This is a genomic window from Bradyrhizobium sp. Mp27 (assembly GCF_029953005.1).
GTDB classification, from domain to species: Bacteria; Pseudomonadota; Alphaproteobacteria; order Rhizobiales; family Xanthobacteraceae; genus Bradyrhizobium; species Bradyrhizobium barranii.
Window position 1 is genome coordinate 18,666 of record NZ_JASAUS010000019.1, and the last position, 24,713, is coordinate 43,378.

Sequence of the window (24,713 nt, forward strand, 5' to 3'; positions counted from 1 at the left end):
TATTGTGCAAAGTCTGGCAGCACGGGCGGGGATGTCAATCGGGAACCGGGACGCAGTTGTAGGTCGCGATACCTCGGCGCCGTCATGGCCGGGCTTGTCCCGTCCATCCACGCATTGCCGCGCGTGCGAAAGAACGTGGATACCCGGGACAAGCCCGGGCATGACGGTGTGGATGCAGATTGCCTCAGGCGACTCGGATTTGCTGCACTGCGCTCACCACGTATCGATGCACGGCCGCTTCTTCTCCGTCCTCGCAGGCGGCTTCGGCACCGAGCGCACGCCCGCCATGATCCAGCGCCGCGTCTCGGCGGGGTCGATGACGTTGTCGATCTCGAACACCGAGGCGATCGAGACCGCCTTGCCGTTGGCATAGAGCTCGGCGACCTTATTGCGATAATAGGTCTCCCGCTCCTCAGGATCGGCGATCGCCTCCATCTCCTTGCGGAAGCCGAGGCGGACATAGCCCTCCAGGCCCATGCCGCCGAACTCGCCGGTCGGCCAGGCCGCGGTGAAGAAGGAGGCGTGGAAGCCGCCGCCGATCATCGACTGTGCGCCGAGACCATAGCCCTTGCGCAGCACGATGCCGAACAGCGGCACGGTAAGGCTCGCACCTGTCACGAACATGCGCGAGACGTGGCGCACGATCGCGGTCTTCTCGGCCTCCGGGCCGACCATGAAGCCGGGCGTGTCGCACAGCGAGACGATCGGCAGATCGAAGGCATCGCAGAGCTGGAGGAAGCGCGCGGCCTTGTCGCCGGCGTCGGCATCGATCGCGCCGCCGAGATGGCGCGGAACGTTGGCGATCAGACCAAACGGCTTGCCCTCAATGCGGACCAGCGCGGTGATCATGCCGACGCCGTAGTCGCGGCGCAGCTCCAGCACGCTGTCCTTGTCGGCGACGAGATCGATCACGCTGCGGATGTCGTAGACGCGCAGGCGGTTCTCGGGGATCGCACGACGGAGCAGGCGCTGATCGGCGGCCTGCCACTCCGTCACCGCGCCCTGGAAATAGGACAGGTATTTTTGCGCCACCCGCGTCGCCTCCTCCTCGTCCTCGACGAGGATGTCGATCACGCCGTTCGGCGACTGGAACGTAACCGGGCCGACCTCGGCCGGGTGATAGACGCCGAGACCGCCGCCTTCGATCATCGCCGGACCGCCCATGCCGATCGAGGCGTTCCTGGTGGCAATGATGACGTCGCAGCAACCGAGCATCGCGGCGTTGCCGGCAAAGCAGTAGCCGGAGACCACGCCGACAACCGGCACGAGGCCGGAGAGCTTTGCGAACTGGACGAAGGACGGGCCGTCGAGGCCGGTCATGCCGAGCCGGTCGGTGTCACCGGGCCGGCCGCCGCCGCCTTCGGCATAAAACACCAGCGGCACGCGCCAGTCTTCCGCCAGCGTCAGCATGCGGTCGATCTTCTTGTGGTTCATGTGGCCCTGCGTGCCCGCGAGCACGGTATAGTCGTAGGCCACGACGATGCAGCGGCTCCCCTCGGGGCCGAACCTCTCGGCATTCACCGTCGCAACACCCATCACGAGGCCATCGGCCGGCGTGCTCTTGATGAGATCGTCGAGCTTGCGGCGGCGCCGCTGCGCTGCAATCGCAAGGCTACCATATTCCATGAACGAGCCGTCGTCGACGAGCTGCGCGACGTTCTCGCGTGCGGTGCGCTGATTGGTGTTGCGGCGGCGCTCGACCGAGGCCGGCCGGTTCACATCGAGTGTATTGGCCTGGCGCGCGATCAGCTCGGCGAGATCGGGGCGGATGTGGTCGAGATCGACATCGGCTTCCGCCGCCGACGCATCGGCCGCGACGTCGAGCGGCTCCAGGTACATGATCGGTTCGCCATGCATCAGGGTAACGCCATCGCCGGCGACGAGCTTCATGACGCGGCCGCCCTGCTCGGCCATGACCAGATGCTCCATCTTCATGGATTCGATCACGGCGAGCTGCTGGCCCGGGCGCACGATCTCGCCTTCCTTCACCTGGATGGTGACGATGGTTCCCTGCAAGGGCGCAGCGACCATCACCGCGCCTTCGGGCACGATCTGCGCGACGTGCGTCTCCGCGCCATGGCCGCTTCGCTCGGTCGCGGCAAAATAGAGCGGCTTTGCCGCGCCATCGGCCGCCTCGACCAGCTTTGCGATGTTGCGATCGATGAAATCGGTCGCAATGCGGTTGGTCCTGAAATCGGGATGTGCGAGCACGGCCTGGAGGAAGGCGATGTTGGTGACGACGCCGTCGATCCTGAACTCGCGCAAGGCGCGCGAGGCTTTTGCCACGACGTCGTGCCAGGCTTCGCCCGGCGTATGCACGATGACCTTGGCCAGCAGGGAGTCGAACGCGGCGCTGGTCTTGTAGCCGGCGTAACCAAAACTATCGACGCGGACGCCGGGCCCCGACGGCGGCTCGAACACGGCGAGCACGCCGCCGGTGGGATGCGTCGCCCCCAGCTCGTCCAGCGTCTCCATGTTGACGCGGAGCTGCATCGCATAGCCCCGCGGCTTCGGGATGGCGCCCTGTGCTAGGCTAAGGGAGGCCAATGTTGCGCCGGCGGCGACCGCTAGCTGGGCGCGGACGAGGTCGAGGCCGAGCACTTCCTCCGTCACGGTGTGCTCGACCTGGAGCCGCGGATTGGCCTCGATGAACGCAAAGCTGTCCTCGGCCGTGCCGTCGACCAGGAATTCGAAGGTGCCGAGATTGTCGTAAGCCGCTGCGGTCGCGAGCTGCTTCGCAGCCTCGATGATGCGGCCGCGCAAGGCGTCGCTGAGCGACGGGCTCGGCGCCACCTCGATCAGCTTCTGGTGCCTGCGCTGGATGGTGCATTCGCGCTCCCAGAGATGGGAGATCGCGCCATGGCGATCGCCGATGATCTGCACCTCGATGTGGCGGGCCTGCCGGATCAGGCGCTCGGCATAGACGCCGTCGAAGCCGAACGCCGCCCTGGCCTCGGATTGGCAGCGCGCATAGGCTTCCGCGAGATCAGCGGCATTCTCCACGACGCGCATGCCGCGGCCGCCGCCACCGGCCATCGCCTTGATCACGATCGCCGCGCCCTTGCCGAGGGATTCGAAGAATGCCGTGATCTCCTCCAGCGACGAGGGCCCGCTGGTGCCGGCGATGATCGGCGCGCCGCAACGCTTGGCCAGTTGCCGGGCCGCGACCTTGTCGCCGAACAGTTCAAGCGCGGCCGGCTTCGGCCCGACGAAGGCGATGCCCGCATCCGCGCAAGCCTTGGCGAACGCGGCATTCTCGCTGAGGAAGCCATAACCGGGATGCACCGCGTCGCAGCCGGCGCTCTTCGCCGCCTTCACCACCGCTTCGATATCGAGATAGGCCCGTGCGCCGCGGCCGGGGATTTCGATCGCCTCGTCGGCAACGCGCGCGTGCAGCGACAGCGCGTCATCGGCCGGATGGATCGCGACCGTCGCGATGCCGGCATCGGCCGCCGCGCGCGCGATGCGGATGGCGATCTCGCCACGGTTGGCGATCAGGAGTTTCTTGAACGACATGCGGCGTCTCCATGCCCGCGGGCCGAGGCGCGGGTCGGCAGGTTCGATGATCCTGCTTCTTCACTTTAACCGCGCTCGTCAAGGGCGAGAAAGCCGGTCGCAATAGCCGGTCCCGCAGGCCGGAATATCAGTTGCCGGCGCGCGCCGTGACGAGGCGCATAATCCGCGTCACGGCAGATAGTATGAGCGCGATGTCAGGCCGCCCGCACGCCAGCAACGAAGGTGCTGACCTCGTTCTCCAGCGACTGCAGCTTCTGCGACAGCCGGCCGCTCGATTGCAGCACGAGGCCTGCGGCCTGGCCCGTTTCCGCCGTGGCGTCGGTGACACCGGAGATGTTCTGCGAGACCTGGTCGGTGCCGGACGCCGCTTCCTGCACGCTGTGGGCGATCGCCTGCGTCGCGGCGCCCTGCTCCTCGACCGCGGCGGCGATCGACGAGGAGATCTCGTTGACCTCCATGATGGTCTTGCGGATGCTCTCGATGTTGCCGACGACCTGGTTGGTCTCGGCCTGGATCGCGGTGATCTGCGCGCCGATCTCGTCGGTCGCCTTCGCGGTCTGGCTCGCCAGCGATTTGACCTCGCTCGCGACCACGGCAAATCCCTTGCCGGCCTCGCCGGCGCGCGCCGCCTCGATGGTGGCGTTGAGCGCGAGCAGGTTGGTCTGCGAGGCGATCTGGTTGATGAGGTCGATGACCTCGCCGATCTTGTGCGCGGCGGCGGCGAGCCCCTGCACGGTGTCGTTGGTGCGCTGACCGTCGGCGGCCGCCTTGTCGGCCACGCTTGCAGCCTGTGCGACGCGCTGGCTGATCTCGGTGATCGAGGATGACAGCTGGCCGGCGGCGGACGCCACCGTCTGCACATTGCTCGACGCCTGCTGGCAGGCGGACGCGACGAAGCTTGCGCGGTCGGTCGCCTTGTTCGCGGTCTCCGACATGCCTTGCGCGGCCTGCTGCATCGCGCGCGCCTCGGTGAAGACGTCGCGGACGACGGCCTAAACGCTCGCCTCGAACTTGCCGGCGAGATCGGCCATCGTCTTGCGTTTCTCGTCGTCGGCCCTCTGCTTCGCCTCCTGCTGCTCGGCATGCATGCGGCTCACCGCCGACGCATTGTCCTTGAACACGGCAAGCGCCTTGGCGAGCCCACCGACCTCGTCGCTGCGGTCGGTGTAGGGCACCTCGAACGCGCTGTCGCCGGCGGCGAGCCGCTCGGTCAGCGCGGTGATGTTCGCGAGCGGCCGGGTCACGCTGCGGCCGATCACGAAGGAGCAGGCCAGCACCAGGACCAGGACGGCCAGACAAATGTAGGCGAATGTCGTCGCGTTCTGGCGGAAAACGGCGTCGACGTCGTCGAGATAAATGCCGGTGCCGATGATCCATCCCCAGGGCGCAAAGCCCTTCACATAGGAGATTTTTCCGACCGGCTGCTCGAAGCCCGGCTTCGGCCAGAGATAGCTGTAGAAGCCGGCGCCCTGCTTGTTGACGACGTCAACGAAGCCCATGAACAGCGCATTGCCGGCGGGGTCCTTCATGCCAGAGAGATCCTTGCCGTCGAGCTCGGGCTTGATCGGGTGCATGACCATCTTGGGGGCCATGTCGTTGATCCAGAAATACTCGACCTTGTCATAACGCAGGCTCTTGATCGTTGCGATCGCGGCGGCCTGCGCCTGCTCGCGCGGCAGCTTCCCCTCGCTCTCGAGCTTCTGATAGTGCGTCAGGATGCCGTAGCCGACGTCGACCATGTGCTGCGTCTTGGCCTGGCGGTCGGCGACCATCTGCGCGCGCAGGGTCGAGAGCGCGATCGGCGCCAGAGCGATCATGCCGAGGAGGCTGATGCCGACAATCAGGACCAGCTTGAAACTGATGCGGGAGAAAAACATCGGTGCTCGCAAGAATTGGAAGGGCTGATATGCCAGTTTATCCCGCACCCCTTAGCGAAGCTTTAAGCATTCGAGTTCCCCAAATCCCCGCAAAATTGCTTCGGACGCTCTTTAGATCTAGAAGACCTCGATATCGGCGCTCCGAGCGTTGACTTGCGGTCGGCTCTGGCGGAACGATCCGCGCAGATCATCAGCGCAAGCTGTGGCGTGAGCTGCACAGAAGGCCAGAGGCTCAATGCATCAATCGACATATGGCAAGTCCCTCGACCTTCCCGCGCTGTGCGCGGCGGAGCGGCTCTTCATCTGGGGATTTCGGGCCAAGGCACGCAGCGGAAGCGCCGTTCCGACCGCGACCGATATCCAGCAAGTGTACGACCACTTTCGCGTGGGCGACGCCGTGCCCTCGCTGGAATCCATCATCGAGATCTTCGCTTGCACGGCGCATACGGCCATCGAAGTTCATTGCCCGACCTGTCCGAAGATGTCGGACAGCGAGCACGGAATCTTGCGGGCGATCGCCGCGGCACAGCAGGAACGCATCGACGTCGCCCGCGAGCAGTTCGAGAGCTGGCTGCCGCCGGTCGGTGCAGATTGGGCTCTCGCGCCCGTGCGCGGGCTTGCAACGATCTTCCGCATGGCCGGCCTCATCCTGCCCGACCGACACGTTCAGTCTTTCGACCATGACCGGACGATGGCGATGAAGAGCTGGCTGGTCGGAAGTCCCACGCTGCACTGACGGGATCGTTCATGCTCCACGACACGTGTGGTTCTGCGCCAGTCGAAAAAGCCGGCCAGCCGCGGCTCTGTCCGCTCCAGGCCGCGCTTGCGGTGCGTCCCTGCGTCGAGAGCTACGATGAATTTTCCCGCGTCGCGCTGTCGCTGTTCCGATTCATCGGAGCGGCCTATGCGACCGGCGCCTCCGATTGCTGGGAAGCGGCCTATCGCTTCGCCGACGAGGCGCCGGGCATCGCCGACAGTCCGCTGCTGGTGGCGCGCGCGGCTGCGCTCGTCAGGATCCTGCGCAGCGGCCGGCCGTGCGAACTGTGCTTCATGCCGCCCTCGTGCCGGCGCCTCTCGCAGGACGAGGCGGAATTGATGCGACTGCTGGCGGTCGCGCGCCGCAACCAGCCGGGCGAACTCGAATCCATCGTTTGCCAGTTCGTCGGGAACGAGAACGAGAACGAGATCGCGACGACCCGGGCCGTCAACGCGCTTGCCTTGTGCTGACGCTTTGATGGGTTCTAGTCGCATCTCCAGCGACCTTGCGCTATCAACATCGCCATGGAGACGCAGTGCTCGATGCCCTCCATAAAACCTCCAGACGGCCCCAGGGATCACCACCGCTGGGGTCGTCGTTTTGCGGCCCGACCTAACCGCCCTTCTTGCCGAGCACGAGATCGATGGTGTGAGCCGCGATCTTGCGCAGCTGCGGCTCGTCGCCGAAGGCACGTTCGAGCACGCCAAGGCCGCGCGTCACCGTGATGATGTGCAGCGCTGCGGCCGCAGGATTGCCATTGAACTCGCCGCGCTCTGCGCCTGCCGCCAACGTCTCTTGAACCAGCATGGTGATGCGCGAGACGAGGCCCGCAAAGGCCAGACGCGCGTCTTCATCCAAGCCTTCGCCTTCGGCCGCGCCGAGCTCCATCAATCCGCGCGTGGTCGGACATCCCCGCGGTGGCGAGCCCGAGCGGAAGTTGGTGATGGTTAGGTCGAAGAACGCGGTAAGGCGTTTTCGCAATGAGCCCGCGCCGAGCGCCTTTTGCAGGGCGAGGAGATAATCGCCCGCATAACGCTCATAGGCCTGGAGGAACAGCGCCTCCTTGCTGCCGAAGGCATTGTAGAGGCTGCCGCGCTGAACGCCGGCATCGCGCGCGATGTCCGATAGCGAGGTGCCGCGCACACCTTTGCGCCAGAACTGGTCGAACGCGATACGCAGGACATCGTCGTGGTCGAATTCGCGCGGCCTCAAATCCTGCTCCTCGGCATGGCAAAAATATTTGACACGATGTCAAGAACGTGATTTCTCGACACCACGTCAAAAACTAATAGGGATTGATAGTCCATTCCGTCAATGGGCCCAATGGCCGGCGCTTGCGTGCGCCCTGGCCGATCGGGCCCGCATGCCAAAAGGGACCAGCTCATGCCTCTCCTCCACATCTCGATGCGCGCCGGCAAACCGGAAGCCTATCGGCAGGCGATCCTCGATGGTTTGTACCGCGCCATGCGCGAGGCGCTGAACGTGCCCGAGGGCGACGAGTTCATGACCATCAGCGAGCATGACGCCTCGAACTTCCGCTGCGGCAATGCCTATGGCGTCAAACGCAGCGACGACGCCGTGCTGATCCAGATCACCGTGTTCGCATCGCGCACGGCGGAGCAGAAGAAGGCGCTGTACCGACGGATCGCGGAGCAGCTTGGTGAGAACCCGGGCATCCGGCCGGAGGACGTGTTCGTCAACGTGCTCGATGCCCCCGCGCAGAACTGGTCCGTCGGCCACGGCATCGCGCAATTTACGTGAAGTGAGGGGCTTGCTTCTAGCGTGATCGCTCGCTTCATCCACCCGCAACGCACGCCGCCATGATCCCGTCGAGCTCGGCCTTCGAGAGCACGCCGAGTTCGGCGATGAAGACGATCCGTGATCGCGGCGCGCCCGGCGCTGTCGCATCGCCAGGGGCGAGCGTCGCGCGGCCGGCGGCGAACTGAAACACCATCTGGCGCCCGGGTTGCTCGACGGTCTCGAACAGGCCTTTTGCGCGCGCAAGCTTTGGCGCAAGACGGCCGATCGCCTGCTGCAGGCGCGGCAGCGACAGCGGCTGATCCGAGGTCCAGCTCAGCGTCTCGAAGCGCTCTTCTGCCGGGCGTTTCGGCCCCGGCTCGCGCGGCGCGGGCGCACGATCAACGACCGCGGGAAACAGCAGCGCGGACGGAATCTCGCCGTGCCTGGCATCGATCACGACGACGGGGACACGCTGCGCGCGGATGGCTTCGCGCATGCGGGTGCCTGCGCTCTCGTCCGCCAGATCGAGCTTGCTCAGCGCCACGATATCGGCGACGCGCAGCTGCGAACGATGCAGCGCATCATCCAGGGCCACAGGCAACGTCGCCGCATCCATCACGCAGAGCACCGTTTCCAGCGGCGCCTCGCGCAGGATCACGGGATCCATCAGGTTGCGGACGATGTCGGCGGGATCGGCGACGCCGCTGGTCTCGATGACGATGTATTCCGGCTTGGGATCGCGTCGCAGCAGCGTCGAGAGCGTGCGCAGGAGATCGCCTTCGAGCGAGCAGCAGATGCAGCCATTGGCGAGGCTGACCACGCCGTCGCTCGCACCCGCGATCAGCTCCGCGTCGATGTTGATCGCGCCGAAATCGTTGACGATTGCCGCGATACGCCGTCCCTCCGCATTCGCCAGCAGATGGTTGACGACCGTCGTCTTGCCCGCCCCCAGAAAGCCCGTCACCAGGAGAATGGGGACCGGCATGGGATCAGCCCTCGACGACGGGGCGACGCACGGGGCGGCCGGGCCGCGCCGCCACGTCCAGCATGCCATCGCTGATCAGCAGCTGGCCGCTGACGATCAGATGCCGCACGCCTTCCGACGGACGGTTCATCGCCGTGAAGGTCGCGCGGTCCGAGAGCTTCTCGTAGTCGAACACGACGATATCGGCATCGGCGTCCTTCGCGAGCCGGCCCTTGGCGCGCATCGCCGGCGTGCTCTGCGACAGGATCTCCGCGGGGATCAGCGCGCATTTGCGCACGCCTTCCAGCAGCGACACGGCCTTGCGCTCGCGCACCCATTCGCGGATGAACTTCGTGAAGCAGCCGGCCGAGCGCGGATGCGAGGTGGCATCATCCGGCAGCGGCCAGGCATCGCCGGTGTAGGTCTTGCCGTCCGACGTCGTCCACGGCATCGCATCTGACGCGATCGCGCCGCCGGGATACAGCACTGACATGTCGAGCAGATCGCGATGATGCGCATTGTTGTCGGTATCGAGGATGTGCCAGAGAACCAGCGAGGACGGCTCTTCGGCCTGCGCCTTCAGCAGCTCCTCGCGATCGCGGAAGCGGTGACCGTCGGTCACGCGCTGCACTGAGTCATAACCGGTGCCGTTGCGCTCGACGAACTGGGGATCACTGAAGAAGGCCGCGGCCAGCACGGTCGAGCCCGTGCCATAGGGATAGGCCTCGACCGTGATGGGCAAGCCCTGCGCCTGCGCCTTTTCGACCAGCACACGGCAGCGCTCGATGTCGGTCTTGCTCGACGAGTTGAAATGGCAGATGTGCATGTGCGCGCCGGTGGCGCCGGCATAGCCGATCAGGCGGATATAGGCTTCCGCCGCACTTTCGGGGTCGACGCGCGACATGTAGGCGACGTGGGTGAAGGTCGGCACGTCCTGCCTGGCTGCGAGCTGACAGACCGCCGTCAGCTCCTGCACGCCAGCACCCGGCGCATAGGCGTTCAGGATGCCGATGCCGATGCCGCCCTCGTTCAGGCCGCGCGAAAGACGCTCGAGGATGCCGGCGACCTCCGCATCGCTCGCCACGTTGTCCATCCAGCGGCGATCGCGCATGGCGTTGCCGAACGCCTCCAGCGAGCTCTCCGCATTCGAGCCGGTCATCGCGCCGATGCGCGCAAACGCCCAGTTGGTGGCGGCGCCGTAGTTCAGCACGCGCCCCTTCCGCGCCTGGCGCTCATACCAGGAGGCGACCGGCAGCACGCCGGCCTCGAGATCGAGCGTCGTCGTCACACCGTCGAACGCCTGCATGCGATCGGCCGGGATCGACTGGCCATGCGCGTGCAGATCGATGAAGCCCGGCGCGACCACGAGCCCTGTCGCGTCGATCACCCGCTCGGCGCCGCCGAGGCCCGTGCCGACCGCGGCGATCTTGCCATCCATCACCGCCACATCGCCAATGGCATCCATCCCGCTTGCGGGATCCACCACCCGGCCGCCAGAGATCACCAAGCTGCTCATGTCGTCACTCCGCATGCTATTGCCAGAACCTCCGAAGACCCGGCAGCAGCTCCGGAGGCGCGGAGCGCATAGTGCAGATTTTGGGGAGAACGACTACCGCCACTGATGCCGATGCTGCATGCGCTCGCAACCTCGCGGCATGTCTTGCCCGACGGGCAACGGCCCAACAAGCCTCCGGTAGAACGATGGAAAAGATCGCTATAAGGTTGCCGTCGCGGCAGGTCGCGTTGCCTGCGTCGGGATCATCGGCAAATGTATCGCGCAAGGGGGGGCGGAATGTCTGCAATGTCAAATCAGGGCCTGCGCATCGGCTGCAGGGCAGCTTTGATCATCTCCATCGTCGTCTCGGCGGCAAGCGCGTTTGCGGCCACCCCACAAGATCTGAACGATTGTCAGGACAACAGCGATGTCCCGCGCATGATGGCAGCGTGCAGCAGCCTCTCCCAGGACGCCAGATTGCCTCCCGATGCAAGATCCATGGCGCTGCTCAAGCATGGCTTCGGAAATTTTGCACTCGGCAACATGGATGCGGCTCAAGCCGACTTTACCGAGGCGGTCAGGCTCAACCCGAAGAACAACTACGCTCATCACGAGCTGGGACTGACCTTGGCCAAAAAGGGCGACAACACACGCGCAATCGCTTCGCTCACCGAGGCCATCAATCTTGATCTCTCAGGTGCCGCAAGCCGGTTCATTCGCGGACAGATTTATATGTCCGAGGACAGGCTGGACGAGGCGATCCGGGATTTCACCGATGCCATCAGGCTTGGACCCGACAAGAACACCACCTTTGCCAAAGACCAGGAGGTGAGTCGTCCGGAGGCCGATCGCGTCGCGGCTGACTACTACGCGGCCCGAGGGGATGCGTACTATCGGAGAGGCGATTTCAGGGACGCTGCTTCGGACTATAACCGGGAGGCACGGTTTTCCGATCCCGACGGCTACGGCGTGATTTGGGGATCGGTGGCGCGGATGCAGGGACGATCCGCCGATGCGGACATCGCGCTGTCCACCGCACTCGACAAGGGCCAGCTCAGGGATTGGCCGAGAACCGTCGGCGAATTGCTTATCGGCCGGATCACTCCCGCCGCAGCCCTGGCTTCGGCCAAGAATGCAGATCAAACCTGCGAGGCCCACTATTACGCTGGGATTGTTCAGCTCAAGAGCAAAGATGCAGTCGCGGCCCGGAACGAGTTTGCAGCCGCGCGAGACGGATGCCCGACCTCGTTTCGAGAGTATCGTGCCGCCATTGCCGACCTGAAGCGATTACAGTCGCAGTGATCGCAGAGGCGGACAGATTCCCAGTCGCAATTCCCATGTTAACGGTCTCGATCAGGACGTCATTGTTTTGAGGCGCGTGAACTGGTCTGTGAGATGGGAATCCAGGATACCGGCGGCCACGATGGGCTTGGCCACGGTCGCAGCCTTGTTCCGAGATGGATTTGCCTTCCTACACCAATAGGGATCGGTGCCGTTCAGCCGGGGAAGGTTCTCGGACAGCAAGCGGAGATAGAACTCTCGCGCAAAAGAAATGGCGCTCCCTAGGGAAGAGTGAATAGCCTTGGATTTCAATGGGCTTGCCAGTTGTTCAGCGGTCAAACAGCCCATTGAAACACAATGGGTATTTTCGCGATTGGCAAACCTTCGCGCGCTCAGTCGTTCCAGTCCATCATGGGCTAACTTGAGCAAGCTTCAGCAAACAAAGTCCGACGAGATCACACCCTAGATGATCATCTGACCATGGAAATGGCTGGTTCGAACAAGACACGCGACTACTATATCGTGGCCGTTTCGTCCGTCTCGTTTCTTTATGTCGTTTTGCCTATCTTGCAGACGCTGTCGTTTACGTCTGCTTCTCAAGCGAGATGGTGTCATGTCGTTCCAACCCAGGCGCGCTGGCCCTTCGATCGCATCGAGACGAGACCGGCGCGCGGAGACCTTCACTCCAGGTAGTGATCGCGGCTACCGGCATTCCTGAAATCAACATGAGTGCGCAGGCCTCGCGGCAGCGACTGCTGCACGTTCAACGTTCAGGCCTCGCCTGAGCGAGACGCCGGTCGAGGGCCAGCCAGCCCGTCTTGCGGCAGCTTCAAACAATCGTCAGACCCGATGGTGACATCATGACTCTTACTCTCGCCACTCCGGCACGCGATCGAATCATCGAACCGATGATCGCGCTTGCACATTGCACGAAACAGGACCGGATCATCGTAGCCGGCTCCAGGGGCGTCGAACTGATGTTCGAGCTGCAACGCCTCGGCTACGCTCACGCAGCCGCTACGGCAAACTGCGGCCGTCCGGCCGGCCAATACGACGTAGCGTTGGTCGATTGGCGGCGGCGCACGTTCAATGCGCTTGAGCCAGTGCTTGATTGGCTGGCGGACTTCTTGCGTCCCAACGGCGTGCTGGTCGTCTGGGTTGATCCGCAGAAGGCCGCCTCCAACCAGGCCCTTCGCCAGTCGTTGGAAAGGCGCGGCTTTGTCATCGAGGCGGGAACCGTCCATGAATGCGGCTGCGCCGTTTCAGCGCGGCGCAGAGCAATGAATCCGGTTCGCAAAGCGGCGTGACCTGTCTGATCCCACCGCTGCGACACGGGCGCCACGGCCGCCTGCGTCGTCGCAGCAACCTGTCCGGCACAGGCCGGACACAAGAGACGACCGCCGCAGCATGGGCCTCGCGCAAACCGCCAGGTGCCACCGCAGCGGCGGCCATGTACGGGAGGATGCCAAATGGCAAAAACGGAAGCCTGGCACGCTGCCGGCGAGCGCCGCACCGTGGAAACCAAACCGCCCGTTCCGCGCGCGATCCTGGTCGGCGTCCAGCTTCCGGGCGTCGATGACGTCGCGCACGCCGCAAGCATCGAAGAGCTGGGCCGCCTGGTAAATACGCTCGGTTACGAGGTCGTTGGCACGATATCGCAGAAGCGCGACGAGATCGACGGCGCGACGGTGCTCGGCAAGGGGCGGCTCGAGGAACTCGCGGCGATGACCGGCGGCACGGGCGTCGTCGGATCGATGGCGGTACCGCGGAAGTCGAAGGCCCGCGAACGCTTTCAGGACGGCGACGGCAAGAAGCCGAACGCCAGGCAGCCGGAGCCTGATTCGGAGGTGCAGCCGAAGCCGGAGTTTGTGATCTTCGATCATGAAATCTCCCCAGGTCAGGCCCGCAACCTGGAGCGCGCGACCGGCGCGCAGGTGCTCGATCGGACCGGCGTGATCGTCGAGATTTTCCATCGTCACGCGCACAGTCGCGAGGCGAAGGTGCAGGTCGAGATCGCGCGGTTGAAGTACGTGTCGCCGCGCTTGCGGGAAGCGCCGGGCAGCGGACGGCAGCAGGGGCCCGGCTCGGGCGAGACCGATCTCGAACTTGATCGCCGCAAGATCCGCGATCGCCTCGCGGAACTAAAGGAACAGCTGGATGATATCCAGCGAGACGGCGACCAGCGTCGGTCCGCGCGCCGCGATCAGCTTCGGGTCGCACTCGTCGGCTACACCAACGCGGGGAAGTCGTCGCTCATGCGGGCGCTCACGGGCAGCGAGGTGCTGGTCGCGGACAAGCTGTTCGCGACGCTCGATACGACGGTGCGTGCCCTGCAGCCCGAGATGAACCCGCGCGTGCTGGTCTCGGACACTGTCGGGTTCATCAAGAAGCTGCCGCACGATCTCGTCGCGTCATTCCGTTCCACGCTCGCCGAAGCGCTCGAAGCGTCGCTGTTGTTGTTCGTCGTCGATGCGTCCGATCCGGCGTACGAATCGCAGCTCGAGGTGAGCCGCAGCGTGCTGCGCGAGATCGGCGCGGAAGCCGTCCCGTCGCGTCTGCTTTTCAACAAGATTGATCGCGTCAGCGAGGCGGACCGGGCCGCCCTCCACGCAAAGCACCCGGACGCGATCCTGCTTTCCGCAATGTCGCCCGCTGACGTAGCCTCGCTACGCGAGACGATCATCGCGTTCTTCGAAGCTGCAATGGTGGAGGACCAGTTGGTACTGCCCTACGCGAAGCAGGGGCTGCTCAGCGACGTGTATGAGCATACGTGCGTACTCTCCGAGGACTACGATGCCACTGGCCGGATCATGAGGGTACGCGGCCTGCCCGACGCGATCACGCGGCTGCGAAGAACGCTCGCCGTCCCATGAGTTCGGCCGCCGACCCGTCGGGTACAAAGACGATTCAGACAGGAATCAGCGATGCTAGAGCCCTTTCCGTTCCGATGGAATCGGAACGGGGCTCTGGATTCTTGATTTTGACGCGTTTTCTTGACGCGAACCGGTGTCCACTTCGCTGGAAAACGCTTTAGGTCGGCACCGCGACGCAGGCTGTTGGCGCAACGGCTCGCCGGCTGCGCGCCACGAGCAGGAGATGGGTGGCGCGGTCCATGAACTCCGTGCGCGAGGCATACGCCTTCTCGAGCCGCTCGAGTTCATCCGCAAGCTGACCTTCGCCCGTCGGAGCGCGGGGATTCCACCGTGAATCCGGCATAAATCGACTGTGAAAGAGGTCGAGGCCCCGCACATCCTCGATGTCGAAACAGCCGGTGAGATAATTTCGCAATTCAACCGCGGTAAACAAATGAAAGCTGAATGCAATCTGCCTGCCGTCGCTGAGGTCGATTTCGCAGCGGTCCCTGACGTGATCCTGTTTCAATCGGCGGACTTTCTCGATCGAGTCCACAAAGGCCGTTGGCATACTGCCGATCGGACGTACCGTGGTTATGAAATATCCCGATGTGACGCGTGCGATCTCTCTCGAGATTTCCGGCAGGCGTGCGACGGGCAGATGGCTCAGCGCGCTGTACAGGCAAAGAGTCAGATCAACCGAGGCATCCGCTTCCGGCAGCCGGTCCGAAAGGTCGGCGACGTCGAATGTGACACTTACGCCTGGAAGGCTGGAGAGATTTCGCGCAGCCCATTGCGCCCGCTGTATTTGCGCCTGTGCGATGTCGAATCCGCGCGCGGTAATGCTGCTGAATCCGAGCACGTGCGCGCGGATGACCAGTCGGCGCAGCCAGGTACCGGGTCCGCAACCCGCATCCAGGAACCTGACTGAGCTTGCGCCGGAAGCCCGTAGGTCGGTCAGTTTCTTCTCCAATACGGCCCAGACGCAGCGGTCTGCGTACGCGTGCATTCCGTCAAAGGCAAAGAGCCGCGAGGGATCCCCGTCAGCGTAAGAGACATAATCGTCACCAGCCTGGTTGTAGATATCGGCAACGTCATCAGTTGCCTCATTATCAACTGCCTGGACAGAGTGCCCAACGCTATGGGGGACGGGCAAATTTGACGCCCATTTCCGCGCAGGGATTGAATCGTGGTCAAACATGTCCAGCCTGCCAGATATGAAATGGGGTTTCCACTTTTGCGGCTCATGCGGCTTGAGAGCCGGCCGACGCGCAGAAGGTGTGCCGGAGGCGATATGAAATCGAGACTGATTGCTGTTGTGATTAATAGGCGCTTCATATACGGCAGATTCAACTCAGCCAGTTTGTCGCCGTTCACCGGCGAAAATTCGCCGCTTGCCGATCGAGACCACCCCTCCCGAAACATCGACCGGTCACTGACACTGCAACTCGTTCAGTTGCTGTGCAAATTGGCAAACCAACATCGCGCAAAGTGGCAAACCTGCCGAGCGGCTTGTGCGATCAATCGATTAGCGCACGGCGTCGCGCTCCAGAAGCGGAGCGGCATCGTACAAGATCGCAGAGTATCGTGGATTTGGCGCTCCCTAGGGGAATCGAACCCCTGTTTCAGCCTTGAGAGGGCCGCGTCCTAACCGCTAGACGAAGGGAGCGTGAGGGCTAGCCAATAACCTCGAAATTTGTCCGCCGCAAGGACCCGAACGAGCCTTTTACGGCTCATTGGCAAATTTCAGCTTTCCGGCCGGCTTCAGGGTGTGGGCGTCGAAGGTGCGGATCTCGACGACGCCGCCCACGTCCAGCGTGACCACGAGGCGGTCGCCGGCGACCCCGGTCGAGACGATCCTGGCGCCCTTGGGCAGGGCGGCGGTGACGTCGCCGGCCATTTCGGACGCCCTTCCCTCCGACTTGAAAAGGCGGTAGCCCACCGCAATCAGGACGGCGCAGATTGCCAGCGCCGTGGTCAACCCCACGATCAGCATCATCCGCCGCACCCGCGCGAACAGCGCGGCCTGCTCGGGGCTCGGTTCGGGAACAGCGGTATCAGACGTCGTCATGGAAAATTTTGGCTCTGCGCAAAGGTTGGAGGTGGTGGTCGCCGGCGACGAGGGCTCGGCCCGGCTCGACCGCGTGCTGGCGGCGCACCTCACCGACCTGTCGCGATCGAGGCTGAAAGCCCTGATTTTGGCGGGCGCGGTGAGCCTCAAGGACGCCGCGATCCGCGACCCCGCTTATCACGTCACATCCGGCGATACGATCACAATCGACGTGCCGGAGGCGGCTCCGCCCGAGCCCAAGGGCGAGGATATCGCCCTCGATATCGTGTTTGAGGACGACGACATCGTCGTCCTCAACAAGCCGAAGGGCCTCGTCGTGCACCCCGCGGCCGGCCACGAGACCGGCACGCTGGTCAATGCGCTGATCGCCCATTGCGGCGGCTCGCTCTCCGGCATCGGCGGGGTGCGCCGGCCCGGCATCGTGCACCGGCTCGACAAGGACACGACCGGGCTGATGGTGGTCGCCAAGAACGACCTTGCCCATGCCTCGCTCACCGCGCAATTCGCCGACCACGGCCGGACGGGGGCGATGCGCCGCGGCTACATGGCTTTCGCGTGGGGGCTGCCGGGACGCCACCGCGGCACCGTCGATGCGCCGATCGACCGCCACCCCTATGCGCGCGAGAAGATGGCGGTGCGCCAGGGCGGCCGCGAGGCGGTGACGCATTGGGAGCTTCTGGAGAGTTTTGCGGGGCGCGACGGCAAGCCGATCGCCTCCCTGCTCGCCTGCGAGCTCGAGACCGGACGCACCCACCAGATCCGCGTCCACCTCGCCCATATCGGCCATCCCCTGATGGGCGATGCCGTCTATGGCCCGCATTTCAAGACCAAGGCGAGCCACCTCGGCCCGGAGTCGCAGGCGACTCTGGCCACGCTTGGGCGGCAGGCCCTGCATGCCTATTTGCTGGTATTGGAGCACCCGAGAACCGGAGAATTACTCCACTGGGAAGCGCCTCTGCCGAAGGATTTGCTTCTCCTCCAGGGCGCCCTGAAAGCGGCGCTATGACGCAGGCCGCCTTGGAAAAGCGTTACATTACAAAAAGTTATAGCTGCCACACGGGGACGTGACGTCAGCAATCCTTCCCTTTTTGACCCCCCATAGGGTATATTGCGCTTGCGTTGGAAATGACCAACGGAACATCGCAGCTACGGCCGGCTTTAACACAGCGGTCGTCTGCCTGGCCCGCCGCTATCGGGGGCCTGAACCTTGGAGGGCTTCATCATGGCCCGTACCGCTGCTTTGCCGGTCCTCAATGGAGAATCCGGCCTTTCTCGCTACCTCGCCGAGATCCGCAAGTTCCCGATGCTGGAACCCCAGCAGGAATACATGCTCGCCAAGCGTTGGCGTGAGCATGACGATCGCGACGCGGCGCACCAACTCGTCACCAGCCATCTCCGCCTCGTGGCCAAGATCGCCATGGGCTATCGCGGCTACGGCCTGCCGATCTCCGAGGTCGTCTCGGAAGGCAATGTCGGCCTCATGCAGGCGGTGAAGCGTTTCGAACCCGAAAAGGGGTTCCGTCTCGCCACCTACGCGATGTGGTGGATCAAGGCGTCGATTCAAGAGTACATCCTGCGTTCCTGGTCGCTCGTGAAGATGGGCACCACCGCGAACCAGAAGAAGCTGTTCTTCAACCTGCGCAAGGCGAAGAGCAAGATCAACGCGCTGGACGAGGGCGATCTCCGCCCCGACCAGGTGAAGATCATTGCCAAGCGCCTCGGCGTCACCGATCAAGACGTGATCGACATGAACCGCCGCCTCGGTGGCGACGCGTCGCTCAACGCTCCGATCCGCGATGACGGCGAAGCCGGTGAGTGGCAGGACTGGCTGGTCGACAACACGCCCAACCAGGAAGCCATGCTGGCGGAGCACGAGGAGTATGACGAACGCCGTGACGCGCTGAACGGCGCCATGGGCGTGCTCAACCCGCGCGAACGCCGCATCTTCGAGGCTCGCCGCCTCGCCGATGAGCCGATGACGCTGGAAGACCTTGCCGCCGAGTTCGGCGTGTCGCGCGAGCGCGTCCGCCAGATCGAAGTCCGCGCCTTTGAAAAGGTGCAGGCCGCGGTCAAGGGCACGATCGCACGGGCGGAACAGGCCGCGCTGGAAGCCGCGCATTAAGCGGGCTTTTTTCGCGGTAGATATTGGCGGATCGACAAGAGACAGAAAGCCGGCGGCAACGCCGGCTTTTTTGTTTGCGGCGGTGCTCTGTTTGAGTGATCCGCCGTGCCTTCTCTGCGCGATGCGAAGCGCGCCGCACTCGCTGTCATGCCCGGCTTGACCCGGGCGATGACAGCGGTGGTTGTGGCTACAGTTGGCCGAGAGTCTTGCCACGTGGGACCGCCATCACGGTCTCCTTCCCGTGCCCGACGTAGAACCGAACCTGCCTTGAACCCGCGCGTGCGGTCGACCGACCCAGAATGATCGGGCCGGCGGCCTCAACTGAACGGACACCAACCGTGTCGATCATCCTGCAATCCACCGTCGGCGGCTTCTCCGCCCAGTTCATGCGCAAGCTGCCGCTGGTCGAGCAGGCGATGCGCGAGCACGGGCTCGATCCCGCGGAGTTCGTCATCTCCAAGGATTATGCCTCGACCGCGACGATCCCGCTCATCGGCCCGTTCTTCTATAATTACAGCGTGTTCTTCGGCGACGAACAATTCACCGTCACCGAGCCGAACGACATGGTGTTCCTGGATTACTTCTTCAAACGCGTGCTGGCGTCGGACGGTCCGCCGGAATTGCCACGGCGGCCGGGATTGATGCGACGGCTGTTCGGCTGGATGGCGCAGCCGGTTTAGCTCGTCATTCCGGAGCGCGTCATGAATGCTTCCCGCTCAATCGTCCTTGTCGATCACGCTTGCCGCAGGACGCTTGCTGATGTATGTGCTGCGCCCGGCGCGACATCGCGCCTTTGTTGTTCAGCGCAACCAAGGGAGGCGGCATGAAAAGTAGATCGATACGTTCTGACCGCCGACCTCTTTGATCGGCAATCGGTCATAAGCTGAACGCCGCTTCGCGGCTGTTCTCAATTCATTGCATCTGGCTGCGAGGGGCGCACGCAACACGGCGTCGCGCCGTGTCGTCATGTATTTGCGGTTCGTTACACCGCTCATCCACCCGCACAGTCGCGTGGAGAGCGGCTTCTTTCGTGCGTCCTGGTATGTCCAGCGAAACAACTGTCCGGACTGGATCCGGCATGAGCTCTCGGACCAGTTCAATTGGTTCGCGCAGCATCTGCCGCTTCCTGGACGCATCGCGCGTCACTTCAAGCGGCGCGATTCGATCTGGGGCATTTGCTGGTTCGATCCTCAAGCCCGCGAGGCTGTCAGCCGCGCGCGCTACTGCGCTTGGCTGCTCGAGGAGGGTGGCCTGCCGGTGCGCACGATTACAACCTCGCGCCAGCGCGAAGTGATCTGGCGCGACGCGCACCAGATCGTCACGAAGCCTTCCGCCGATCTTCCCAAGGCATTCCCCTGAGCCTGGGAAGACCCGGTGGACTTAGGATGGCAATGAGAGCCGATAGCGATCGCTCTCGATGGCCGTCCGGCACCGGAGGTTTCGGCCTTCGGTTTGCCGGACGCGCCTGCTCGTCACTCCCCCCACGTCCGCGCCAGCGTCGCGAGCCAGCAGCCTTCGCAATAGCGGGCGTCCTTGTAGTCGATCCAGTTGTGCGCATAGACGTGGTCGAGCGGGATGCCGTAGCGCGCGCGCAGCACCTTCACGAGGATCTTCCAGGCCGCGACCTGCGCCTCGGTCGGGCCCGCGGTGACATCCGGATAGTTGCCGGCGAACTCGACGCCGATCGAGTTGTCGCGCACCACCTGGCGGTAGGTCGAGCGGTTGTCGATATACTTGTTGTCGTTGCGGTTGGCGCCGTCGCCATGGGTCGGCACCAGATTCTCGGCGACCGCCCAATAGACCGTGCCGTCGGTCTCGACCCACACGGTGACGCCGCGGCGCGTCGGGTTCTTCGACTGCTCCGCCGCGCCGCCGCGCGCCGAGCCTGTCGGCCCCTCGGTCTGGTGAACGATGATGTTGCGCCAGGGATGGGCGTCGCGGACATCGCCCCATGGCGCGAGCCAGACCATTTTCAGGCCGGGAATGTCAGGCGTGCCGGAGACGCGCGCGATCTTTGCGAGTTCGGCATCCGTTGCAGCGGCTGGGGTGAGCAGAACAAGGGCGGCGAGAAAAGCCGCGAGCAGGCGGAATATCATCATACGGGTCCAAGGCGAGCCCAAATCCTAGCAGGCTTCATGCGAATTTGCGCGTGGCCTCGCCGAGCCCGGGCCGCTCAGGCGAGAGCGGCGGGGCCGGATCGTAGACGGCAAAGTCGTTCTTGCCGTTTTTCTTGGCGTCATAGAGGGCGTGGTCGGCATGGGCGATGAGGCGGTCCGGAAACTGGCCGATGCCGCGGTCCCATTCGGCAACGCCGATCGAGATCGCGATCGGGATGTCCCTGGTCGTACAGGCCGCGGCGTCCTGGCGGCAGACCTCGAGCACGCGGCGGGCGATCGCGGCAGCCTCGCGCAGGGACGAGGACGGCAGCACGACGCAGAACTCGTCGCCGCCGGTGCGAGCCAGCATGTCGCCCGGCCGCAGCCGCGTTTGCGCCATCAGGGTGAAGTGCTGCAGGCAGGCATCGCCCGCGGCATGACCATGGGTGTCGTTGATGGCCTTGAAGCCGTCGAGATCGATCACCATCAGCGAGAACGGCTCGCCGCTGCGCTCGGACCGGGCGCATTCCTCGGACAGGCGCTGCAACAAATGCCGCCGGTTGGCGACGCCGGTGAGATCGTCGAGCAGCGCGAGGTCGGCGACCTCGTTGCGCAGGCGATCCATCGCCATGAGCAGGAAGCCGAAATTAAGCGTCATCGACAGGAACAGGAGGCCCAGCACCATGACGCCATGAGCCTGACCGCCGGCGCGCGCGGAGAAATCGTGGCCGAGTAGATTGCCCAGCGTGCGAACCGCAAAGATCCCGATTATGGTGAGGATGACGATGCCGGACAGCCGCGCGCCCGGGCTGACGCGGCCTTCCGGCGGTGCCAGGAGCAGACGCAGCGCCAGCACCAGCGGCAAGGCCTGGCCGAGCGTGTAGCTGAGCATGCGCAGCTGCATGTGCTCGAAGCCGACCATGAAGAACACGACGCCGGCGAGGCTTAGCACGCCCGTCGCGGTCATGACGCGCCATGAGACCGGCCGATCATAGAAACGCTGAATGCCCATGGCGGCGAGGCAGCTCGCCGCGATGATACCGGCAGCGCCGACAAGAAGCGGCAGGGGAGAGGCGACGAACAGGCGGACCAGGGCCGTCATCGCGCCGGCGGCGCCCACGAACGACGATGCCATCCAGAACCGCGCGGCCGCAAATTTCGGATAGGAGCGCGTCACGTAGGCCCAGATCAGGCCAAGCGCCAGGAAGTTGACGACGAAGACCGTCCAGAGTGTCGGTACGTTCAGCATGGCGCGTGCGGCACGCGCAGCGTCGCACCCCCCGTCTCTGGCAGCCGTTCGTCCATGACACTTTCCCCGCGTTCTTGCGGAGAAGAATGCGCGGATTGCACTTAACGGAACCTCACTGCGATCTGCGAAAGCTCGCCCTTGGTTTTGGATTCATGAACAGTGCGCCGCGATTATCGGATCGTTAGGCATGTCGCAGCCTCCCTGCGCGGCCACGCCGATGCGCATCGCGATGCGGATTCGTGGGCAAAAATCACCCAAAAATGCATCTGAGCTGTGGATAACGTAATGACACAGATGTGACAGCACGGGGCAGCCGCCCGCGAATCTGCTGAGTTTGTGGTCGAGGATGTTGCGAGGCTGGCCCTCCGCCGAGCATCCCTCGTGTCGCGTTTAACCATGAACCCTTGAGAGGATACTATGGCTAAGAAAGCGAAGAAGGCGAAGAAGGCGACGAAGAAAAAGGCCAAGAAGGCCGCGAAGAAGAAGTAGCCAGCATGTTCTTTGCCCGGGTGGAGCCTCGCTCCGCCCGGGCGTCGGGTAAGGTCGAGAGAGTCTAGGGATGGCGGGCACAAGGCCCGCTTTTTTATTGGCCGCACTCAGCTGCGGCGTCTCCCCGCAAGCGGGGAGAGGTGAAGGAGAAGCCTACCGCTGCGCGAACGCCAGCTTGGCGCCGAGCGCGGCAAAGCCGGCGGCAAAGCTGCGGCGCAGCCAGGCCATGACATGCGGGCGGGAGATGACGCGCTCGCGCACCGACGCCGCACAGAGGCCGTAGAGGACGAACACCGCAAAGGTCATCGCCATGAAGGCGCCGCTCAATTCCAGCATCCGCGCCAGCACATGGGCTTCGTCCACCGCAATGAACTGCGGCAGAAAGGCCAGGAAGAAGATCGACAGTTTCGGATTGAGGATGTTGATCAGGAAGCCGGTGACGATGACGCGGCGGCCCGACCGCTCCTTGATCTCGCCATCGACCGCCAGCGCTCCGGTCTCACGCAGCGCCTGCCAGGACATGTAGAGCAGATAGGCGACGCCGCCCCATTTCAGCGCGGCAAAGGCGAGCGCGCTGGTGTGCAGCACCGCGGCAAGCCCGAGCATCGCAGCCATCATGTGCGGCACGATCCCGAGCGTGCAGCCGAAGGCGGCAGCGACGCTCGCGCGCGAGCCGCGTGTCAGCGCCGCAGCCAGGGTGTAAAGCACGCCGGTGCCGGGCGAGGCGACGACGATGAGCGAGGTGAGCAGGAAGGCCAAGGTCATGGGCAGACCCTATCACCGCGCCTCACGGCAAGAAAGCGAGCCTCCGCATCAACCGTCAGGACAGCTGCGCGAGCTCGGCCTCGCGGAGCACGTCGAGCGGAGCCCATGGCTTGGCCCAGAATTTCGCACCGTCGGGCAACGGCTGCGCCAAGGGACGGCCGGAGGTGACGACGATGTCGAGCTTTGGATTGCGGTCCTTGGCGACGTGCGCGAGCTCGACCCCGGTCATGCGCCCCGCAAGCTGGACGTCCGTCAGCATCAGACAGAGCGCGCCGGCGCTTCTGTCGAGCACCCGCTGGGCAGCCTCGGCGCTGTCGCACTGGATGACCTGGTAGCCGCTCTCCTCCAGCAGAAGACTGAGCATCTCCCGTTGCATGACGTCATCTTCGACGATCAGCGCCGTTGCGCGAAATGGTTCTGCCTGTCCCATGGGGCTGCTCCAGTGCTTGCTTGCGTAACGTATGTTAAGGAGCCAGTTCGCCCGTGGTTCAGTTCCATCATGAAAAAATGCAAATCCCAGTTCCAACTGACGGGCTTATGGGGGACATCATGACTGCCATTCGCGGCGCCGCCGCCATCACGGGAGCGGCGAGCGGCATCGGGCGCGCGCTGGCAATCGAGCTCGGAAATCGCGGCTGCGATCTCGCGCTCGCCGACCGCGACGAGGCCGGGTTGAAGACGCTTGCCGCCGAGATCGGTGCCGCACGCAAGGTCAGCGTGCATCGCGTCGGCGTCAGCGAGCTCGGCGACATCGCCGAGTTCCCGCGTGATGCGATCGCGGCGCATCCCGCGCTCGGAATCGTCATCAACAATGCCGGCGTGGCGCTGATGGGGACGTTCGAGGAGATCGACCAGGCGCAGATGGAGTGGCTGTTCGACATCAATTTCTGGGGCGTGGTGCACGGCACGCGCGCCTTCCTGCCGCACCTGAAGACGCTGGCAGAGGCGCATATCGTCAACGTCTCCTCGATCTTCGGCATCATCGCGCCACCCGGACAGTCGGCCTATGCCGCCGCCAAGTTCGCGGTGCGCGGCTTTTCCGAGAGCGTGCGGCACGAGCTTGCGGTCGCGGGCAGCCCCGTAAGACTGTCGGTGGTGCATCCCGGCGGCGTCGCCACCGCCATCGCGCGCAATTCGCGCACCGGGGTCGGCGTCACCGACAATGCGCGCCGCGCGCAATCGATCGAGCGGTTCGAGAACGCGGCAAAGACCACGCCGAAAGACGCCGCGCTGCGCATCATCAAGGGCATCGAGAACAACCAGCCCCGCATCCTGATCGGCAACGACGCCCGCTTCATGGACATTTTGCAGCGCTTCCGCCCGGGGACATACTGGGCGCCGCTACAGCGCAAGCTGGAGAAGATGGCGAAGTGAGTCCGTAGGGTGGGCAAAGCGAAGCGTGCCCACCACTTCCGACGACGCGAAGGATGGTGGGCACG

At 64.4% G+C, this 24,713-nt stretch carries 21 protein-coding genes, 1 tRNA gene and 1 pseudogene; 11 read left to right on the forward strand and 12 right to left on the reverse strand.

Annotated features, from left to right (window positions below; all coding sequences use genetic code 11):
- Positions 1–213: 213 nt before the first annotated feature.
- Positions 214–3,516: a carboxyl transferase domain-containing protein gene (locus QJT78_RS13315; RefSeq protein ID WP_281460248.1), complete on the reverse strand. Its 3,303-nt coding sequence runs from the start codon at positions 3,514–3,516 to the stop codon at positions 214–216.
- 194 nt (positions 3,517–3,710) lie between these two features.
- Positions 3,711–5,393, reverse strand: a pseudogene (locus QJT78_RS53155) (cache domain-containing protein).
- A gap of 235 nt (positions 5,394–5,628) precedes the next feature.
- Between QJT78_RS53155 and QJT78_RS13330 the strand changes: the two are divergent.
- Complete coding sequence (locus QJT78_RS13330) at positions 5,629–6,129, forward strand: hypothetical protein (RefSeq protein ID WP_028153296.1); 501 nt, start codon at positions 5,629–5,631, stop codon at positions 6,127–6,129.
- A gap of 11 nt (positions 6,130–6,140) precedes the next feature.
- On the forward strand, positions 6,141–6,620 hold the full coding sequence (locus QJT78_RS13335; RefSeq protein ID WP_281460249.1) for a hypothetical protein: 480 nt from the start codon (positions 6,141–6,143) through the stop codon (positions 6,618–6,620).
- Positions 6,621–6,762: 142 nt separating this feature from the next.
- Here QJT78_RS13335 and QJT78_RS13340 read toward each other — a convergent pair whose 3' ends face one another.
- Entirely contained in the window at positions 6,763–7,362 is a 600-nt protein-coding gene (locus QJT78_RS13340) for a TetR/AcrR family transcriptional regulator (RefSeq protein WP_028153298.1), read from the reverse strand.
- Positions 7,363–7,533: 171 nt separating this feature from the next.
- On the opposite strand from QJT78_RS13340, the gene QJT78_RS13345 reads away from it, so the two are divergent.
- Positions 7,534–7,911 carry a tautomerase family protein gene (locus QJT78_RS13345; protein ID WP_028153299.1) on the forward strand — a complete coding sequence of 126 codons (378 nt, stop codon included), beginning with the start codon at positions 7,534–7,536 and terminating at the stop codon, positions 7,909–7,911.
- A 34-nt stretch (positions 7,912–7,945) separates the two neighbouring features.
- Here the strand turns inward: QJT78_RS13345 and QJT78_RS13350 are convergent, their stop codons facing one another.
- Together QJT78_RS13350 and QJT78_RS13355 are read right to left on the reverse strand one after the other, a co-directional pair.
- Positions 7,946–8,875, reverse strand: coding sequence for a GTP-binding protein (locus QJT78_RS13350; protein WP_038942764.1), 930 nt, complete (start codon positions 8,873–8,875; stop codon positions 7,946–7,948).
- A 4-nt stretch (positions 8,876–8,879) separates the two neighbouring features.
- Positions 8,880–10,370 carry an amidohydrolase family protein gene (locus tag QJT78_RS13355; RefSeq protein ID WP_028153301.1) on the reverse strand — a complete coding sequence of 497 codons (1,491 nt, stop codon included), beginning with the start codon at positions 10,368–10,370 and terminating at the stop codon, positions 8,880–8,882.
- 285 nt (positions 10,371–10,655) lie between these two features.
- On the opposite strand from QJT78_RS13355, the gene QJT78_RS13360 reads away from it, so the two are divergent.
- The 3 genes from QJT78_RS13360 (at position 10,656) to hflX (ending at position 14,503) form a co-directional block, all read left to right on the forward strand.
- The gene (locus tag QJT78_RS13360; protein ID WP_028153302.1) at positions 10,656–11,651 is read left to right on the forward strand and encodes a tetratricopeptide repeat protein; all 996 of its coding nucleotides are present in this window, start codon (positions 10,656–10,658) and stop codon (positions 11,649–11,651) included.
- A gap of 839 nt (positions 11,652–12,490) precedes the next feature.
- A complete protein-coding gene (locus tag QJT78_RS13365; protein WP_155258087.1) occupies positions 12,491–12,937 on the forward strand; it encodes a hypothetical protein in 447 nt (148 codons plus the stop codon).
- Between the two features lie 162 nt (positions 12,938–13,099).
- The gene (gene hflX, locus QJT78_RS13370) at positions 13,100–14,503 is read left to right on the forward strand and encodes a GTPase HflX (protein ID WP_080586527.1); all 1,404 of its coding nucleotides are present in this window, start codon (positions 13,100–13,102) and stop codon (positions 14,501–14,503) included.
- Positions 14,504–14,660: 157 nt separating this feature from the next.
- Here the strand turns inward: hflX and QJT78_RS13375 are convergent, their stop codons facing one another.
- From QJT78_RS13375 to QJT78_RS13385, 3 genes are all read right to left on the reverse strand, one after another.
- On the reverse strand, positions 14,661–15,683 hold the full coding sequence (locus tag QJT78_RS13375; protein ID WP_049807530.1) for a class I SAM-dependent methyltransferase: 1,023 nt from the start codon (positions 15,681–15,683) through the stop codon (positions 14,661–14,663).
- Positions 15,684–16,076: 393 nt separating this feature from the next.
- Positions 16,077–16,151, reverse strand: a tRNA-Glu gene (locus QJT78_RS13380).
- A gap of 57 nt (positions 16,152–16,208) precedes the next feature.
- Complete coding sequence (locus QJT78_RS13385) at positions 16,209–16,553, reverse strand: hypothetical protein (protein ID WP_028150710.1); 345 nt, start codon at positions 16,551–16,553, stop codon at positions 16,209–16,211.
- Here QJT78_RS13385 and QJT78_RS13390 point away from each other — a divergent pair.
- The 4 genes from QJT78_RS13390 to QJT78_RS13405 all read left to right on the forward strand — a co-directional run bounded on the left by QJT78_RS13390 (position 16,552) and on the right by QJT78_RS13405 (position 20,034).
- Positions 16,552–17,559, forward strand: coding sequence for an RluA family pseudouridine synthase (locus QJT78_RS13390; protein WP_028150709.1), 1,008 nt, complete (start codon positions 16,552–16,554; stop codon positions 17,557–17,559). The two genes, QJT78_RS13385 and QJT78_RS13390, sit on opposite strands and share 2 nt — an antisense overlap.
- Before the next feature lie 216 nt (positions 17,560–17,775).
- Complete coding sequence (gene rpoH / locus QJT78_RS13395) at positions 17,776–18,675, forward strand: RNA polymerase sigma factor RpoH (protein ID WP_014492123.1); 900 nt, start codon at positions 17,776–17,778, stop codon at positions 18,673–18,675.
- A 338-nt stretch (positions 18,676–19,013) separates the two neighbouring features.
- Positions 19,014–19,355: a hypothetical protein gene (locus QJT78_RS13400; protein ID WP_028150708.1), complete on the forward strand. Its 342-nt coding sequence runs from the start codon at positions 19,014–19,016 to the stop codon at positions 19,353–19,355.
- A 331-nt stretch (positions 19,356–19,686) separates the two neighbouring features.
- Positions 19,687–20,034 (forward strand): hypothetical protein, encoded by a 348-nt coding sequence (locus QJT78_RS13405; RefSeq protein WP_223153852.1) that lies wholly within the window; start codon positions 19,687–19,689, stop codon positions 20,032–20,034.
- Positions 20,035–20,147: 113 nt separating this feature from the next.
- Here the strand turns inward: QJT78_RS13405 and QJT78_RS13410 are convergent, their stop codons facing one another.
- The 4 genes from QJT78_RS13410 to QJT78_RS13425 form a co-directional block, all read right to left on the reverse strand.
- On the reverse strand, positions 20,148–20,774 hold the full coding sequence (locus QJT78_RS13410; protein WP_028150706.1) for a peptidoglycan recognition family protein: 627 nt from the start codon (positions 20,772–20,774) through the stop codon (positions 20,148–20,150).
- Positions 20,775–20,808: 34 nt separating this feature from the next.
- Positions 20,809–22,020: a GGDEF domain-containing protein gene (locus QJT78_RS13415; protein WP_028150705.1), complete on the reverse strand. Its 1,212-nt coding sequence runs from the start codon at positions 22,018–22,020 to the stop codon at positions 20,809–20,811.
- A 642-nt stretch (positions 22,021–22,662) separates the two neighbouring features.
- On the reverse strand, positions 22,663–23,274 hold the full coding sequence (locus QJT78_RS13420; protein WP_028150704.1) for a LysE family translocator: 612 nt from the start codon (positions 23,272–23,274) through the stop codon (positions 22,663–22,665).
- Between the two features lie 55 nt (positions 23,275–23,329).
- A complete protein-coding gene (locus QJT78_RS13425; RefSeq protein ID WP_028150703.1) occupies positions 23,330–23,704 on the reverse strand; it encodes a response regulator in 375 nt (124 codons plus the stop codon).
- A 119-nt stretch (positions 23,705–23,823) separates the two neighbouring features.
- On the opposite strand from QJT78_RS13425, the gene QJT78_RS13430 reads away from it, so the two are divergent.
- Entirely contained in the window at positions 23,824–24,648 is an 825-nt protein-coding gene (locus tag QJT78_RS13430; protein WP_028150702.1) for an SDR family NAD(P)-dependent oxidoreductase, read from the forward strand.
- Positions 24,649–24,713 lie beyond the last annotated feature (65 nt).

What these genes read in the sequence shown, in the direction of transcription:
- QJT78_RS13315 (WP_281460248.1), bottom strand. Translation starts at nt 3,516, where the DNA reads ATGTCGTTCAAGAAACTCCTGATCGCCAACCGTGGCGAGATCGCCATC.
- QJT78_RS13330 (WP_028153296.1), top strand. Translation starts at nt 5,629, where the DNA reads ATGCATCAATCGACATATGGCAAGTCCCTCGACCTTCCCGCGCTGTGC.
- QJT78_RS13335 (WP_281460249.1), top strand. Translation starts at nt 6,141, where the DNA reads ATGCTCCACGACACGTGTGGTTCTGCGCCAGTCGAAAAAGCCGGCCAG.
- QJT78_RS13345 (WP_028153299.1), top strand. Translation starts at nt 7,534, where the DNA reads ATGCCTCTCCTCCACATCTCGATGCGCGCCGGCAAACCGGAAGCCTAT.
- QJT78_RS13350 (WP_038942764.1), bottom strand. Translation starts at nt 8,875, where the DNA reads ATGCCGGTCCCCATTCTCCTGGTGACGGGCTTTCTGGGGGCGGGCAAG.
- QJT78_RS13355 (WP_028153301.1), bottom strand. Translation starts at nt 10,370, where the DNA reads ATGAGCAGCTTGGTGATCTCTGGCGGCCGGGTGGTGGATCCCGCAAGC.
- QJT78_RS13360 (WP_028153302.1), top strand. Translation starts at nt 10,656, where the DNA reads ATGTCAAATCAGGGCCTGCGCATCGGCTGCAGGGCAGCTTTGATCATC.
- QJT78_RS13365 (WP_155258087.1), top strand. Translation starts at nt 12,491, where the DNA reads ATGACTCTTACTCTCGCCACTCCGGCACGCGATCGAATCATCGAACCG.
- hflX (WP_080586527.1), top strand. Translation starts at nt 13,100, where the DNA reads ATGGCAAAAACGGAAGCCTGGCACGCTGCCGGCGAGCGCCGCACCGTG.
- QJT78_RS13375 (WP_049807530.1), bottom strand. Translation starts at nt 15,683, where the DNA reads ATGTTTGACCACGATTCAATCCCTGCGCGGAAATGGGCGTCAAATTTG.
- QJT78_RS13390 (WP_028150709.1), top strand. Translation starts at nt 16,552, where the DNA reads ATGGAAAATTTTGGCTCTGCGCAAAGGTTGGAGGTGGTGGTCGCCGGC.
- QJT78_RS13385 (WP_028150710.1), bottom strand. Translation starts at nt 16,553, where the DNA reads ATGACGACGTCTGATACCGCTGTTCCCGAACCGAGCCCCGAGCAGGCC.
- rpoH (WP_014492123.1), top strand. Translation starts at nt 17,776, where the DNA reads ATGGCCCGTACCGCTGCTTTGCCGGTCCTCAATGGAGAATCCGGCCTT.
- QJT78_RS13410 (WP_028150706.1), bottom strand. Translation starts at nt 20,774, where the DNA reads ATGATGATATTCCGCCTGCTCGCGGCTTTTCTCGCCGCCCTTGTTCTG.
- QJT78_RS13415 (WP_028150705.1), bottom strand. Translation starts at nt 22,020, where the DNA reads ATGCTGAACGTACCGACACTCTGGACGGTCTTCGTCGTCAACTTCCTG.
- QJT78_RS13420 (WP_028150704.1), bottom strand. Translation starts at nt 23,274, where the DNA reads ATGACCTTGGCCTTCCTGCTCACCTCGCTCATCGTCGTCGCCTCGCCC.
- QJT78_RS13425 (WP_028150703.1), bottom strand. Translation starts at nt 23,704, where the DNA reads ATGGGACAGGCAGAACCATTTCGCGCAACGGCGCTGATCGTCGAAGAT.
- QJT78_RS13430 (WP_028150702.1), top strand. Translation starts at nt 23,824, where the DNA reads ATGACTGCCATTCGCGGCGCCGCCGCCATCACGGGAGCGGCGAGCGGC.